At 74.5% G+C, this 14,676-nt stretch carries 10 protein-coding genes; 3 read left to right on the forward strand and 7 right to left on the reverse strand.

Features of this window, described 5'->3' with window-relative positions; translation table 11 throughout:
* Positions 1–25 precede the first annotated feature (25 nt).
* Positions 26–2,698, forward strand: a complete 2,673-nt coding sequence (locus tag AC6CH6_RS11510; RefSeq protein ID WP_498255226.1) for a cation-translocating P-type ATPase — start codon at positions 26–28, stop codon at positions 2,696–2,698.
* Between the two features lie 16 nt (positions 2,699–2,714).
* Here AC6CH6_RS11510 and AC6CH6_RS11515 read toward each other — a convergent pair whose 3' ends face one another.
* The 5 genes from AC6CH6_RS11515 to AC6CH6_RS11535 are packed head-to-tail and all read right to left on the reverse strand — an operon-like array spanning position 2,715 to position 8,392.
* A complete protein-coding gene (locus AC6CH6_RS11515; protein WP_498255227.1) occupies positions 2,715–3,872 on the reverse strand; it encodes an ABC transporter ATP-binding protein in 1,158 nt (385 codons plus the stop codon).
* Positions 3,869–4,936 (reverse strand): ABC transporter ATP-binding protein, encoded by a 1,068-nt coding sequence (locus AC6CH6_RS11520; protein WP_498255228.1) that lies wholly within the window; start codon positions 4,934–4,936, stop codon positions 3,869–3,871. The genes AC6CH6_RS11515 and AC6CH6_RS11520 overlap by 4 nt, the downstream gene beginning before the upstream one ends.
* Positions 4,936–5,904 carry an ABC transporter permease gene (locus AC6CH6_RS11525; RefSeq protein ID WP_498255229.1) on the reverse strand — a complete coding sequence of 323 codons (969 nt, stop codon included), beginning with the start codon at positions 5,902–5,904 and terminating at the stop codon, positions 4,936–4,938. The genes AC6CH6_RS11520 and AC6CH6_RS11525 overlap by 1 nt, the downstream gene beginning before the upstream one ends.
* Positions 5,901–6,857, reverse strand: coding sequence for an ABC transporter permease (locus AC6CH6_RS11530; protein ID WP_498255230.1), 957 nt, complete (start codon positions 6,855–6,857; stop codon positions 5,901–5,903). The genes AC6CH6_RS11525 and AC6CH6_RS11530 overlap by 4 nt, the downstream gene beginning before the upstream one ends.
* Positions 6,854–8,392, reverse strand: coding sequence for an ABC transporter substrate-binding protein (locus AC6CH6_RS11535; protein WP_498255231.1), 1,539 nt, complete (start codon positions 8,390–8,392; stop codon positions 6,854–6,856). Before AC6CH6_RS11535 ends, AC6CH6_RS11530 begins: the two co-directional genes overlap by 4 nt.
* Positions 8,393–8,634: 242 nt before the next feature.
* Between AC6CH6_RS11535 and AC6CH6_RS11540 the strand changes: the two genes are divergently transcribed.
* Both AC6CH6_RS11540 and AC6CH6_RS11545 read left to right on the forward strand, forming a co-directional pair.
* Positions 8,635–9,360, forward strand: coding sequence for a DUF1028 domain-containing protein (locus AC6CH6_RS11540; RefSeq protein ID WP_017834079.1), 726 nt, complete (start codon positions 8,635–8,637; stop codon positions 9,358–9,360).
* 47 nt (positions 9,361–9,407) lie between these two features.
* A complete protein-coding gene (locus AC6CH6_RS11545) occupies positions 9,408–10,607 on the forward strand; it encodes a CapA family protein (RefSeq protein ID WP_498255232.1) in 1,200 nt (399 codons plus the stop codon).
* Positions 10,608–10,610: 3 nt separating this feature from the next.
* On the opposite strand, the gene AC6CH6_RS11550 is transcribed toward AC6CH6_RS11545, so the two are convergent.
* Both AC6CH6_RS11550 and AC6CH6_RS11555 read right to left on the reverse strand, forming a co-directional pair.
* Positions 10,611–11,498, reverse strand: a complete 888-nt coding sequence (locus AC6CH6_RS11550; protein ID WP_133411414.1) for an endonuclease/exonuclease/phosphatase family protein — start codon at positions 11,496–11,498, stop codon at positions 10,611–10,613.
* Positions 11,499–11,655: 157 nt separating this feature from the next.
* Positions 11,656–14,667, reverse strand: coding sequence for a glycosyl hydrolase family 65 domain-containing protein (locus AC6CH6_RS11555; protein WP_498255233.1), 3,012 nt, complete (start codon positions 14,665–14,667; stop codon positions 11,656–11,658).
* Positions 14,668–14,676 lie beyond the last annotated feature (9 nt).

Consider the following 14,676-nt stretch of genomic DNA (forward strand, 5'->3'; position numbering starts at 1 on the left):
CCGCCCATCCGAGGGATGACACGCTGTGACCTCCGTCGACCAGTCCGCAGGTTCGTCCGCACCCCGGCCCTGGCACCACCTGTCCGCGCCGGCGGTCCTCGAGGAGCTGGGGACGGGCCCGGAGGGCCTGTCGCAGACGGAGGTGGAGGCCCGGCGGGCGCGGTGGGGCACCAACGAGCTGACCTTCTCGGAGCCCGTCCCGGGCTGGCGGATCCTCCTGCACCAGTTCGCCGGCCCCCTCGTCGGGTTCCTGCTCGTGTGCGCCGTCGTCACGGCCGTGCAGCGGCACTGGGTCGACACCGTGGCCATCCTCGCCGCCGTGGTCCTCAACGCGGTGATCGGCTTCTGGCAGGAGAAGAAGGCCGAGACCGAGGTGCGCGCCCTGCAGTCCCTCGCCTCGCCCTCCTCGCGCGTGCTGCGCGGGGGCCGGACCGTCACCGTCCCCGCCGCCGACCTCGTCCCGGGCGACCTCGTGCTCCTGGAGAGCGGGGACCGCGTCCCCGCCGACCTGCGGCTCGTGGACGTCAACGGTCTGCGCGTCGACGAGTCGATGCTCACGGGGGAGGTCCTGGCCGCGGACAAGGACACGCACCCCGTACCGGCGGGGGCGGCCGTGGGCGACCGGCCCAACTCCGTGTTCGGCGGTTCCCTGGTGGTCTCGGGACGGGCGACGGGGGTGGTCGTGGCCACCGGCGCCGGCACGGAGCTCGGCTCGATCAACGAGCTGGTCCAGGGGACCGGCGGCACGGCGCCCCTGCAGGAGCTCACCCACGCCCTGGAGCGCTGGATCGGCGTGGGGGTGGCCGCGGCGGCGGTGTTCGTCTTCGGGGCGGGGATCCTGCTGGGCCACGAGGTCTCGCTCATGTTCCGCACGGCCGTGGCCCTCGTGGTGTCCGCGATGCCCGAGGCGCTGCCCGTGGTGCTGACGGTGGCGATGAGCGTGGGAGTGGCCCAGATGGCCCGCCGGCACGCCGTGGTGCGGCACCTGCCCTCCGTCGAGACCCTGGGCTCCACCACGGTGATCGGCTCCGACAAGACCGGGACCCTGACCCAGAACCGGCTCACGGTCGAGGCCGTGTGGACGCCCGCGGGCACGGTGCGGATCGGGTCCGGGACGCCGCCCGTCGTCGGTCCCGTGCTGCTCGAGGGTCTGCGGACCGGGGCCCTGACCAACGAGGCGGATCCGGTGCCCGGTGCGGAGCACGACTTCCACGGCGACGCCGTGGACGTGGCGATGGCCGCCGTGGCCTCCCGGCTCGGGGCGGTGACGGCGGAGGAGGTCGCGCGGCGGCCGCTCGCCCACACGCCGTACGAGCCGGCGCTGGGCTACAGCCAGTCCGTGCACGCCGGACCGGACGGCCGTCGGGTGCTGCACGTCAAGGGCGCCCCGGACGCCCTGCTCGCCCGGTGCGCGGCGATGCGCACCCAGGACGGCGAGGCCCCGGTCGACACCGGTCTCGCGGAGGCGGCGAACGAGGCCATGGCCCGGGACGGGCTGCGGGTCATCGCCACCGCCCGGCGGGAGCTGGCCGAGGACGAGGCGCTCCCGCCGGAGCTGCCACCGCCCCGAGGGCTGCTGCTGCTCGGGCTGGAGGGCATGGCCGATTCGCCCCGTCCCGGTGTCCCGGAGGCCGTCGCCGCGTGCCGCGACGCCGGGATCCGGGTGACCATGATCACCGGCGACCACCCGGTGACCGCCCTGGCGATCGCGCAGCGCCTCGGGTTCGGCCGGCAGGGGCCGCCCCTGACCGGGACGGAGATGGCGGACCTCGACGACGACGCCCTGGACGCCCGGCTCCGGCAGACCGATGTGGCGGCGCGGACCACGCCCCAGGACAAGCTGCGGATCGTGGACCGGCTGATGGACCAGGGGGACGTGGTCGCCGTGACCGGCGACGGCGTCAACGACGCGCCGGCGCTCAAGGCCGCCTCCATCGGCGTGGCAATGGGCCGGTCCGGCACGGACGTCGCCCGCGAGGCCGCGGACGTGGTGCTGACGGACGACAACTTCGTGACGATCGTGCACGCCGTGGAGCAGGGGCGGATCACGTTCGCCACGATCCGCAAGGCCACGTTCTTCCTGCTCTCCACCGGCATCGCGGCACTGCTGGCCGTCACGGTCAACGTCTTCACGGACTCCCCGCTGATCTTCCTGCCCGTGCAGATGCTGTGGATGAACCTCGTCACGAGCGGGGTCCAGGTCATCGCCCTGGCCTTCGAGCCGGGGGAGGGGGACGAGCTGCGCACGCCCCCGCGCGCGCGGGGGGAGGGGGTGCTCGACCGGGTGACCTGGTGGCGCACCGGGCTCAGCGGCGCCTGGATCGCGGGGCTGGCCCTCGCGGCCTTCCAGTGGGCGCTGCGCACCGGCTCCGACGACGACCACGCCCGGACCCTCGCCCTGACGGTCATGGTCGTCGCGAGCTTCTTCCACGTGCTCAACGCCCGGGCCCTGCGCCGGTCGGTGCTCCAGATCCCCTTCCTGGGCAACAAGCTCCTCCTCGGGGCCACGCTGCTCGCCCTCGCGCTCCATCTCGCCGTCACGAGCTGGCCGGTCAGCGCGTCAGTCATGGGCCTCACCCCGCTGACGCCCCTCGAGTGGATCGTCTGCGCGGGCCTCGGTGCCACGGTCCTGGTCCTCGTGGAGGTCGAGAAGCTCCTGCGGCGCCGGGCGGGGGCCCGCCGGGCGGCCGCCTCCTGACGGGTCCGGCCCTGGCTCAGGAGCCCGGCCCGGCCCAGGGGGCGCGACGGGCCGCGGACGGTCGTTCCGGGCCCGCGGAACCGGACCCGGCGGCGGAGTCCCCCGGCCGGGAGGCCCCGCGCACGGACGCCTGCACCTCCGGGAGGCGGAGGCACGCGGCCACGTACTCCCGGCCGGCGCGCCGGGCCTCCGGCGGGCCGCCGCGGGCCGCCGGGGGCGCGCCCGGGGCGCCCGGCGGCGGGACGGGCGCGGGCACCGTCCGCGCGCACTCCTCCGCCGCCCACGGGCACCTCGTGCGGAACACGCAGCCGGACGGCGGGTCGAGGGGGGAGGGCACCTCGCCCTCGAGCGGGGCGGTCCTGCGGCGGCGCTCCGCCACCGGGTCCGCGGACGGGGCCGAGGCGAGCAGCGCCCTGGTGTACGGGTGGGCGGGGGCGTCGAAGACGTCCCGCACGCCGCCGTCCTCCATGAGCCGGCCGAGGTACATCACGAGGACGTGGTCGCTCATGTGCTCCACGACCGCGAGATCGTGGGCGATGAACAGGTACGTGAGCCCCAGCTCGCCCTGCAGCCGGTTGAGCAGGTTCATGATCTGCGCCTGGACGGAGACGTCCAGGGACGCGGTCGCCTCGTCGAGGACGATGAGGTCCGGCTCGCCCGCGAGCGCCCGGGCGATGGACACGCGCTGGCGCTGCCCGCCCGAGAGCTCGTGCGGATAACGGTCGAGGAAGCGGCGGGAGAGGCCCACCTGCTCGAACAGCTCCGCCACCCGGCGGCGGCGCCCGTCCCGGTCCCCGCCGAGGCCGTGCACCTCGAGGGGCTCCGCCACGGCGCGGGAGACGTGCTGGCGGGGGTCCAGGGACGCGAAGGGGTCCTGGAAGACCATGGCGATCCGCCGGCGCAGGGCCTTGAGCTCCCGGCCCCGCACCGAGGTGACGTCCCGGCCGTCGAGCAGCACGGTCCCCGCGCTGGGCTCCACCAGGTGCATCAGCGCGTTGGCCACCGTGGACTTCCCGGAGCCGGACTCGCCGACCAGGGACACCGTCTGCCCCCGGTGGATGTCGAAGTCGATCCCGGCCACGGCCTGCACCACGCCCTTGCCACGGTCGGTGCGGACGGGGAAGCGGACCTGGAGGTCCCGCACGCTCAGCAGCGGCCGGTGGTCGCCGGTCATCGGGAGCCTCCTCGCCGGCCGGCGCCGGCCGCGCCGGTGCTCGCCGCGTCGGCGCCGGCCGCGCCCCCTCCGTAGAAGGTGCGGGCGACGTGGTCCGGTCCCACCACGGTCTCCGGCGGGCGCTCGGTCTCGCAGCGGGGGTCGCCGCGGACGGGGCAGCGGTCCCAGAACAGGCAGCCCGGGGGCAGGTGCTTCGGGTCCGGCGGGCTGCCGGGGATCACGGCGAGCTCGCCCTTGCCGCGGGCCGTCTGCGGCCGGGCGGCCATGAGCCCCCGGGTGTAGGGGTGGCGGGGGTCGGTGAAGAGCTCCTCGAGGGGCGCGGACTCCACGATCTGCCCGCCGTAGAGCACGGCCACCCGGTCCGCGATCCCCGAGACCACGCCGAGGTCGTGGCTGATCCAGATCACGCTCATGCCCCGGGAGGCCTGCAGCTCCTTGACCCGCTCGAGGATCTGGGCCTGCGTCGTGACGTCGAGCGCGGTGGTGGGCTCGTCAGCCACGAGCAGCTCGGGGTCGCAGGCCAGGGCCACGGCGATCATCACGCGCTGCTTCATCCCGCCCGAGAGCTGGTGGGGGTAGGACGAGAGGCGGGACGGCGGGTCGGGGATGCCGACCGCCTCGAGCAGCTCGAGCGCCCGGCGCCGGGCGTCGCGGCGGGTGAGGCCGAGGTGGAAGCGCGGTGCCTCCGTGAGCTGCTGCTCGACGGTCAGCACCGGGTTCAGGGACGTGGAAGGGTCCTGGAAGATGAAGCCGACCCGCCTGCCATGGACGCCGCGCAGCCGCCGGGGGCTCATCGTCACGATGTCCTGACCGTCCAGCAGGGACTGCCCGCTGACCCGGGCGGGCGGGGAGTCGATCAGCCCGGTGGCCGCGAGCACCGTCATGGACTTGCCGGACCCGGACTCGCCCACGATGCCCAGGGTCCCGCCCCGGGGAACGGTGAAGGACACGCCGTTGACGATCTCCGCGGGGCCGATCCGGACGGCCAGGTCCCGTACGTCGAGCAGCACGTCCCGGTCGGCGGGCGCCGGGGCGGCGGGTCGGTGGGGCTCGGTCGTGCGCATCAGGCGCTCCTCCGGATCTCGTCGGCGGTCCGCTGCCGCGGGTCGAGGACGTCGCGCATGCCGTCGCCCACGAGGTTGAACGCCAGCACGGTGCAGAAGATGGCCAGGCCCGGGAACACGCTCATCCACCAGGCGTCGTAGATGAAGGCCTGGGCGTCGTAGAGCATCCGTCCCCACGAGGGCTCGGGCGGCTGGACGCCGAGCCCCAGGAAGGACAGCGCCGCCTCGGAGAGGATCGCGAAGGCCAGCGAGAGGGAGGTCTGCACGGTGATGGGCCCCATGATGTTCGGCAGCACGTGGCGGCGCAGGATGAGGCCGTCGGACGCGCCGATGGACCGGGAGGCCGTGACGTAGAGCTCCTCGCGCACGGCCAGGGTGGAGGCCCGCGTGATGCGGGCGAAGATGGGTGTGTATACCACCCCGATCGCGATCATCGCGGTGGTCAGCCCGGGGCCCAGGACGGCCACGATCGCCATGGCCAGCAGCAGGATGGGGAACGCGAAGAGCACGTCCGCGCTGCGCATGACGACGGTGTCGAGCCAGCCGCCGAAGAAGCCGGCCACGAGCCCCAGGGCCACGCCGACCACCAGGGCGATGCCCACGGCCACGAGCCCCACGGTCAGCGAGATCCGGGCGGAGAGCACCACGCGGGAGAACACGTCCCGGCCCAGCTCGTCGGTGCCGAACAGGTGCGCGCCCGAGGGCGGCTGCAGGGCATTGACCACGTCGATGTCGTTCGCCCCGTAGGGGGCGATCCAGCGTCCGAGCACGGCGAGCAGGAGAACGACGACGAGGATGACCAGACCGGCGGCCGTGACCCGGTTCGAGACCAGCATCCGCAGGGTGCCGGTGCGGGCGGCCTCCTCCGGGGTCTCCGCCGGCTCGGCGGGCCGCGGGTCGGGCCCGGTGCTGCCGTCGCCGGCGCCCGGGGCGCGGCGGTCGGGCGAGGGCGTCTCGGGGCTGCTCATGACACACGGATCCTCGGGTCGACGACGGCGTACAGGATGTCCACCAGCAGGTTGATCAGCAGGAAGATCAGGGCGATCAGCAGCACGGTGCCCTGGACCACCGGGTAGTCGCGGGCCGCGACGGCGTCGAAGACCAGCCGGCCCAGGCCCGGCCACGCGAAGACCACCTCGATGACGATGAGACCGCCCAGCATCGTGGCGGCCTGGACGCCGGCCACCGTGAGGATCGGGACGAGCGCGTTGCGCATCACGTGCCGGCCGATGACCGTGCGGCGGGGCAGGCCCTTGGACCGGGCGGTGCGCACGTAGTTGGAGCCGGCGACGTCGAGCACCGCGGCACGGACGTAGCGGGTCATGATCGACCCGGAGACCACGCCCACGGCGAGACCCGGCAGGATCACCCGCTGGAGCCAGCCCCACGGGTCCTCCGTGAAGGGCACGTACCCGGACGGCGGCAGCAGCCCGAGCACCGTCGAGAAGACGATGATCAGCATCAGGCCCAGCCAGAAGTCGGGGATCGACACGCCGAACTGGCTCACGGCGCGGATCCCGCCGTCCGCCGCGGAGCCGCGGCGAAGGGCGGCCCAGGTGCCGAGCGGGAACGCGATGAGCAGCGCGATCGTGATGCCGGCGAGGCCGAGGGACACCGTGGCCGGCAGCCGGTCCAGCAGGATGAGGGTGACCGGCTCGCCGCTGCGGAAGCTCACGCCGAGGTTCCCGGTGAGGGCGTTGCCGACGTAGGCGAAGAACTGCACGAGCAGGGGCCGGTCCAGACCGGAGGCCTCGCGCAGGGCGTCGTAGGACTCCTGGGTGAAGCGCGTGCCGAGGGCCACCCGCACGGGGTCCCCGGGGACGAGCTGGAGGAGGGCGAAGACCACGACCAGCACGCCGAAGAGCACCACCACGGTGTGCAGCAGGCGCTTGACGAGGAATCTCAGGAGCGGGCTGCTCATTCGGTGTCCTCCTCGAGCCGGACGTCCTTGAACCGGACGGCGCGGTCCGGGCGGGCCTCGTAGCCCTGCAGGTCGGGGGTCCACGCCTGGACCACGTCGGGGTTGTACAGGTAGACGTAGCTGGCGTCGTCCACGATCTGCTCCGCCGCCCGGCCGTAGAGCTCCTTGCGGGCGTCCGGGTCGGTCTCGGTGCGCCCCGCGTCCAGGAGCCGGTCGACCTCGGGGTTGCTGTAGCCCTGGGCGTTGTTCGAGCCCTCGGAGTGGTGCTGGTTGTAGTAGTAGTCGTTGACGTCCACGTTGCCGAGCCAGCCCAGCAGGAGCATGTCGAAGTTCCCCTGGGCCTGCTCGTCGAGCCAGGTGGCGAAGTCGAGGGTCCGGATGTCGGTGGCCACCCCGATGTCGGCGAGGTTCGCGGCGATCACCTGGGCGGCCGTGACCGTCTCGGGGTACTCGTTGGTGACCATGAGCTCGACGGTCTCCCCGGTCAGCCCGGAGCTCTCCGCGAGCTCCCTGGCCCGCTCGGGGTCCTGCTCGAAGGGCGCGTACTCGTGGTGCCACACGGACGTCTCGGGGACCGCGGTCTGGTTCAGGGTCGCGTTGCCGTACCAGGTGACCTGGGCGATCGCCTCCCGGTCGATGGCCCGGGCCACGGCCAGGCGCGCGTCGAGGGAGTCGAAGGGCGGGCGGGCCTGGTTCATGGCCACGTACCAGTAGTCGGTCGAGGGGACCCCGGCGACCTCGAGGTCGGGGTTCCGCCGCAGCGAGTTCACCCGCTGCGGCGGGATGGAGTCGGTCCAGTGCACCTCGCCCGCGGTGAGGTCCGCGAGCGCCGTGGTGCCCTCCGAGATGAACCGGTAGACGACCCCGGGGACGTGGGGGCCGTCGCCCCAGTACTCGTCGTTGGCCCGCAGCGTCACGGCCGTGCTCGCGGAGTTGCCCACCACCTCGAACGGGCCGGTGCCCACCGGGTCGAGCTGGACGTCCCCGCTCTCCACGTTCTGCCGCTCGACGACGGCCATGCCCTTGTACCCGCCGATCGCGGCGAGCAGGGCGGGCGTGGGCTGGGACACGTCGATGCGCACGGTGTGCTCGTCGACCGCCACCACGTCCTCGACGGCGGCCAGGCGGTAGGCGTTGGCGAGCTGCTCGTCGATGATCCGGTCGTAGGAGTACACGACGTCCTCGGCGGTGAACGCGGAGCCGTCGTGGAACGTGACGCCCTCCCGCAGGTGGAACGTCCAGGAGAGCTGGTCCTCGCTGACCTCCCAGGACTCGGCGAGGGCGGGCTGCATCTCGAGGTTCTCGTCGGGCTCCACCAGGGTGTCGTAGACGTTCTCGAGGATCTGGAAGGAGAAGTAGGCGCTCGTGTTGTGGGGGTCGAGCTGGTCGGGCTCCCCGGCGATGGCCACCTCGAGGTAGCCGTCGGTGTCGACGTCCCCCGCCCCGGCCAGGTCCACGCCCTCGCCCGCCGAGCAGGCGCCCAGGGCGAGGCACACGGCGCTCCCCAGGGCGACGATCCGTGCTCCGCGTGCCATCCGCCGCCTCCCGGTGGTAGGAATGAGCCGTCCGCCCGGGAGCACCCGGCAGGTGCTCCGTGCGGCCGCCCTGCCGGTGCGCACCCGGTCGTGGGTGTCGTCCCACCCTATGCACCCGGGACGGCCCGCCACCAGCACCGCGGGCCCGGCGTGCCGGGGCGGAGGACGTCCCGCCCCGGTCCGCGCGGGGCATCCATCGACAACGAACCGGCCGGCACGGACGTGCCGGCCAGGAGGTGCTCGTGACCTACACCGTGATCGCCCGGAGCGCGGACTCCCGCCTGCTCGGCGCCGCCACGGCGAGCTGCTCGCTCGCCGTGGGCAACGCCGTGCCGGCCCTCGTGCCCACCGCCGGGGTGGTCGCCTCCCAAGCGTGGACCAACCGGCGGCTGCGCTTCGAGATGCTCCGCACCCTGCACCACGGGGGCACGGCCGAGGAGGCGATCGCGGCCCTGACCGACGCCGACCCGGACCTGGCGCTGCGCCAGGTGGCCGTCCTGCCCGTGGCGGGGCCCGGCGCCCACCTCACCGGCAGCCTGTGCACGCCCTGGGCGGGGGGCGTGGCCGGGGCCGACTTCGTGGTGATCGGCAACTACCTGACCGGCCCGGAGGTCGTCGAGTCGATGCGCGCCGCGATGGACGAGGCGCTCACGGGGTCCGGGCCGACCAGCACCGAGATGGCCGGCGCGCTCCTGGCCTGCCTGCGCGCGGGCCGGGACGCGGGCGGGGACAGCCGGGGGCAGCAGAGCGCCGCGGTGCTCGTGGCCGACACGCTCGCGGGCTTCCAGTACCCCGTGCTGCTCGACGTCGACCTGCGGGCCGACAACTCGCCCACCCCGCTGGAGGACCTGGAGGAGATGCTCGCGCTGAAGGGCAGGGCCCACCCGGCGCCGGCCGAGGTGGTGCCCAGCACCGAGGTCCCGCACCGTCCCGAGGACGAGGGGCTCTGGTCGACGGTCCTGTCCTGACCTCCCGCGGGTGGGCGGCCCCCGCCGGGGTGGCCTACCCTCGGTCCATGAGCTCTCGTCGTGTCCCCCCGCCGGTGCGCCGCGGCCCCGCGGCGGGCCTGACAGCGGTCCTCCTGGCGGGGGCGACGGTCCTCGCCGGCTGCTCCCCGGAGCCGGCCGGGCCGCCGGCGAGCGCTCCGGACGGGACCGGGGCGCCGTCGTCGGCCCCCGCGGCGCCGGAGCCGGCCCCGGACCGGCTGGAGGTCGTGGTCACCGGCGACGTCCTGCTCCACCCGGGGCTGTGGGCGCAGGCCGAGGCGGACGGGGACGGGGAGCTGGACTTCGGCCCGCTCGTGGAGGGCCTGCGCCCGTTCACGGAGGACGCCGGCCTCGCCGTCTGCAACATGGAGACCCCGCTCGCCGCGGCCGAGGGCCCCTTCTCCGGGTACCCCTCGTTCGAGGTGCCGCCGCAGATCGTCCCGGCGCTGGCGGACCTCGGCTACGACGCGTGCACCACGGCCTCGAACCATGCGGTGGACGCCGGCCCGGAGGGCCTCGAGCGGACCCTCGACGTCCTGGCGGACGCCGGGATCGCGACCACCGGCACGTACCGCGCCGCCGAGGACGCGCGGGAGCCGCTGGTCCTGGACGCGGACGGTGTGCGGGTGGGCCTGGTGACCGGCACCTACGGGCTCAACGGCAACGTCCCGGACGCCGCGTGGCGCGTGGACCTGCTGGACGTCCCCGAGATGGTCCGCAAGGCGCGCGCGGCCCGGGCGGCGGGGGCGGAGATCGTGCTGGCCGCGGTGCACGCCGGCGAGGAGTACTCCTCGGCGCCCGACCGGCAGCAGCTCGAGGTCACGCACGCGCTCGCCGACAGCGGGGAGTTCGACTTCGTCTACGGCCACCACACGCACTCGGTGCTGCCGATCGAGAAGCGCGGGGACACCTGGATCGTGCACGGCCTGGGCAACAGCGTCTCGGAGCACGCCACCCGGGTGCCGGTCAACAACGAGGGCCTGACGGTCAGCATGTCCTTCGCGCGCGAGGACGGGGAGTGGGTGGCCGGGGACCCGGTGTGGACCCCGCACATCCTCACCCTGGACCCGATCCGGTGGTGCGCGCTGCCGGCCGAGGACGTCTGCCGCTCCCGCGAGGAGGACGCGGCGTCCCTGGCGCGCACCGCGCGGACCGTGGGGTCGATGGGCGCGGAGGCCGACGGCGCCCGCCCGTGGCGCCCGCTCACCCTCGGTCCCGCGGGACCGTAGCGCTCAGTCCTGGTCGAGGGTGACGAGCGCCTGCACCGGGGCGTGGTCGCTGGGGTGGCCCCCCGCGAAGCGGGCGGTGTTGATCGCGGCGCGGCGCACCCGGACGTCGGGGCCGGCCAGCACCCAGTCGATCCGCTCCTCGCCCTCCACGGCCTCGCCGTAGTCCGGGAAGGTGCCCCACGCGGGGGTGAGCCGTTCCTCGGCGGCCGTCCAGGTGTCGGCGAGCAGCCCGGAGCCCACGAGGGTCTCGTACGCCCCGGAGTCCCCCGCCTCCGCGTTGAAGTCCCCGGTGACCAGGGTGGGGGTGTGCGGGTGGAAGCTGTGCACGAGCTCGACCAGGGCCTCCGCGCTGCGGTCCCGGGCGGTCTCGGAGTCGTGGTCGAAGTGGGTGTTGACGAGCACGAGGTCGGTGCCGGTGCCGCGGTCCAGGAAGCGGCCCCAGGTGACGATGCGCGGGATGTCGTTGCCCCAGGTGGTGGAGCCGATGAGCTCCGGGGTGCCGGAGAGCCAGAACTGGTCCCACTCCACCAGTTCCAGGCGCCGGGCGTCGTAGAAGATCGCGGAGTACTCGCCCTTGCTGCCACCGGCGCGCCCGTAGCCGACCATCCGGTAGCCGGCGGGCAGCGCCCGCTCCACCGCCGGCAGCTGGTGGTGGAGGGCCTCCTGCACCCCGAGCAGCGTGGGCTGCTCGAGCTGCAGCAGCCGCGCCAGCCGGGGCGCGCGGTCGGGCCAGTGGTCCGGGTTCCCGGCGTGCGTGCCGCTGTGGTGGAAACGGATGTTGTAGCTCATCACGTGCAGGGCGCGGCCCGTGGCGGGGCCGATGAGCGGCACCGCGGGATCGGCGACGCCGGGGGTCGTGGAACGGTCGAGAAGGACGGTGTCTGAGGACATCACTGCTCCAGGGTGGGGGAGTGCGGGGGCGTCGTCGTCCCATGGTGGACCGGGCGGCCCGACCACGGTGCCACCGAGGGGGAACCCCCGGTGATCATCCGGTGAACTCGTGGGGTCCTCCACGGGGACCGCGGCCCCGTGGCCGGCGGTGCACGGCTCAGGCATCGGGCACCGCCACGGGGAAGTGCCGGATCTGCCCGGCGGCGAGCTCGTGGACCTCGCCGTCGACGTTCACGCGCACGGGCTCGGCGGGGCCGGGGGCGAGGTAGAGCCGCAGCCCGGCGCGGGTGACCTCGACCTGGATGGGCTGGTCCCGGTAGCTGATCGAGAAGGACACCTTGGGCAGCTGCGGGGGGATCGCCGGGTGCAGCCACAGCATGTCGTCCCGGACCTCCAGGCCCGTGTAGCAGCGGGTGAGGATGTCCACGGAGCCGGCCATGGCCCCCAGGTGCACCCCTTCGCGGACCGTGTCCCCCTGGGCGTCCACGAGGTCGCTGTTGAGCGCCCGGGTGAGGAAGGACCAGGAGCTGGGGCGGTCCCGGCGGGCCTCGACCCAGGAGTGCACCACGTTGGAGAGCGTGGACCCGTGCGAGGAGCGGTCGCAGTAGAAGGCGACGGTGGCCCGGACCGCCTCCGCCGGGAAGTCGTAGCCCATCTGCCCCAGCAGCTCCCGCAGCTCCTCCGCGGAGAACAGGTACAGCAGCATCAGGACGTCGGCCTGCTTGGCCAGCCGGTAGTCGTTCGTGGAGCGCCCCTCGGCGTCGAGGATGAGGTCGAGGCGTCCGATGTAGCCGTAGCGGGCCCGGTAGTCCTCCCAGGCGAGCTCCGGCAGCTCCTCGTAGCCCTCGAATTGGGCGAGGACGCCGCCGGCCAGGAACGGCACCCGCAGCCGGGTGCGGACCCGCTCCCAGCGGGCCACCTCGTCCTCCCGCAGGCCCAGGCGCCGCCACAGGGGCCCGCCGTAGTCCTGGCCGAGACGCTCGACCATCTCGACCGCCCGCGCGAGCAGCCACGCCGTCATGACGTTGGTGTAGGCGTTGTTGCGCAGCCCCGAGCCCGGCGCGCCCGGGGCGCCGTCGTGGAACTCGTCCGGGCCCATCACCCCGGTGATCACGTACCGGTCGTCCTCGGGGTCGTGCACCGCGAGGCTCGAGAAGAACCGGGCGATCTCGACCACGAGCTCGGCGCCCTGCTCGATCAGGAAGCGGGTGTCGCCCGTGGCCTGGTAGTACTGCCACACGCTGTGCGCGACCGCCAGCCCCACGTGGCGCTGCAGCCGCGAGTGGTCCGGGATCCACCGGCCGGTGCGGGGGTTGAACAGCGCCCGCGGGGTCTCCTCGCGGCCGTCGCTGCCGCTCTGCCACGGGAACATGGCCCCCTCGTGGCCGGCCGCGCGGGCCGCCGCCCGCGCCTCGGGCAGGCGCCGGTACCGGTAGGCCAGCAGCGCCCGGGTCCACTCGGGCCGGCGGAGGGTGAGCATGGGGTAGACGAACATCTCGTCCCAGAACACGTGGCCGCGGTAGCCCTCGCCGTGCAGCCCGCGGGGCGGGACGCCGGCGTCCAGGTCCGGGTGCGCGGCCGCCACCGACTGCAGGACGTGGAACGTGTTGAGGTTCACGGCCAGGCCCTGCTGGCCGCCGGCGTCGGTGGCCACGGCGAAGGCGGACCACAGGGCCTGCCACGCGACCACGTGGGCGGAGAGCAGCTCGTCGAAGCCGCCCGCCCGCTCCAGCAGCGTGGACGCGGCGAGCGCGGGCGTGGCGATCGCCCGGTCCTGCGAGGTCACGAGGGCCACGACCTTCTCGATCCGCACGGCCCGCCCCGGGTCCATCCGCAGCCGCAGCTCGTGGCCCACCACCCCGGGCGCGGGCCGGGACGGGACCCGGGAGAGCAGCCGGTCCTCCGCGCCGCCGCGGAGCACCCGGGTGCGGGCGGCCACGGCGATCCGGACGCCGGACCAGGACGTGGCCACCTCGACCCGTGCGGTCCCGTGGCCCAGGTCCTCGAGCCGGGCGTCGGCCAGGTGCCGGCCGGCCAGGGCGGCGTGCTCCGCGACGTTGCGGTTGCGGACGTCGGCGTCCACGAGGCTGCGCACGGTCAGGGTCCCGCTCCAGTCCTCGGCCTCGAAGACCGTCTCCTGCCCCGCCAGGTGGCGCTGGTCCTGGGAGACGAACCGGCGGGTGGTCACGCGGGTGGTGCGCCCGGCCTCGTCCCGGAAGCGCAGGGTGCGGGTCAGCACCCCGGTGCGCAGGTCGAGGTCCTGGTGGTGCTCCAGCACGTTGTCCGGGGTGGGCTCGAACCAGTAGCCGTCCTGGACGCGGTACTGCACCAGCAGCCAGTTGGGGGCGTTCACGAGGTCCTCGTGCTCCAGGACGAGACCGGCGGCCTCGGAGCGCAGCCGGTTGTAGACGCCCGCGAGGTAGGTGCCGGGGTAGTGCGTGCCGTCGGCCCGGGACTCGCTCGCGGCGCCGCGCACGGCCATGTACCCGTTGCCGAGGGTGCACAGCGACTCCCGCATCCCCTCGCGCGGCGGGTCGAGGCTGGCGTAGGTCAGGTTCCACGGGCTGCCCCCGCCGCAGCCGCCGGCCCAGTCGGAGTCCTCCAGGGCGGTGGCGACCGGGATGTCGAGGTCCGTGAGGTCGTCCACCACGAGGTGGGCGCCGGCGGCGAGCAGCCGGCCCCGCCGGCCCGCGCCGTCGAGCCCCACGACGAGCCCGAAGCCGTGGGTCACGGCGGTCCGCACCAGGCGGTCGCTGTCGCTGACCACCACGATGTGCTCGGGCTCCACCGCCAGCCGGCGGGAGGCGAGCAGCAGGGAGGCGGCCGGCGGGTGCCGGTCCGGCCCGTCCCGCCCCGCGGCGCCGTCCCGGGGCGGATCGGCCGCCACCACGATGTCCGCCGGCGGTCCCGCGCCCAGCTCCGGGTGGGTGGTGACCAGGGCGGTGAGCACGCCCTCGGCGCGCAGACGGGCGAAGAGCTCCGTGGCCCCCGCCTCGTGGCGCGGGTGCAGGACTGCCCCGCCGGGGCGTATCGGGACCGGGGCGGCGTCGTCGCCGGCGCGGGCGGTGTCGGCGGGGCCCGGTGCGGCCCCCGCCGGTGCGAGGGCGAGCACCACCGCTCCGTAGGTGCTCCTGCCGTGGACGGCAGGCTGCTCCAGGACGCCGCTCATGCGGTCATT

Source organism: Kocuria sp. GQ42 (genome assembly GCF_059758435.1).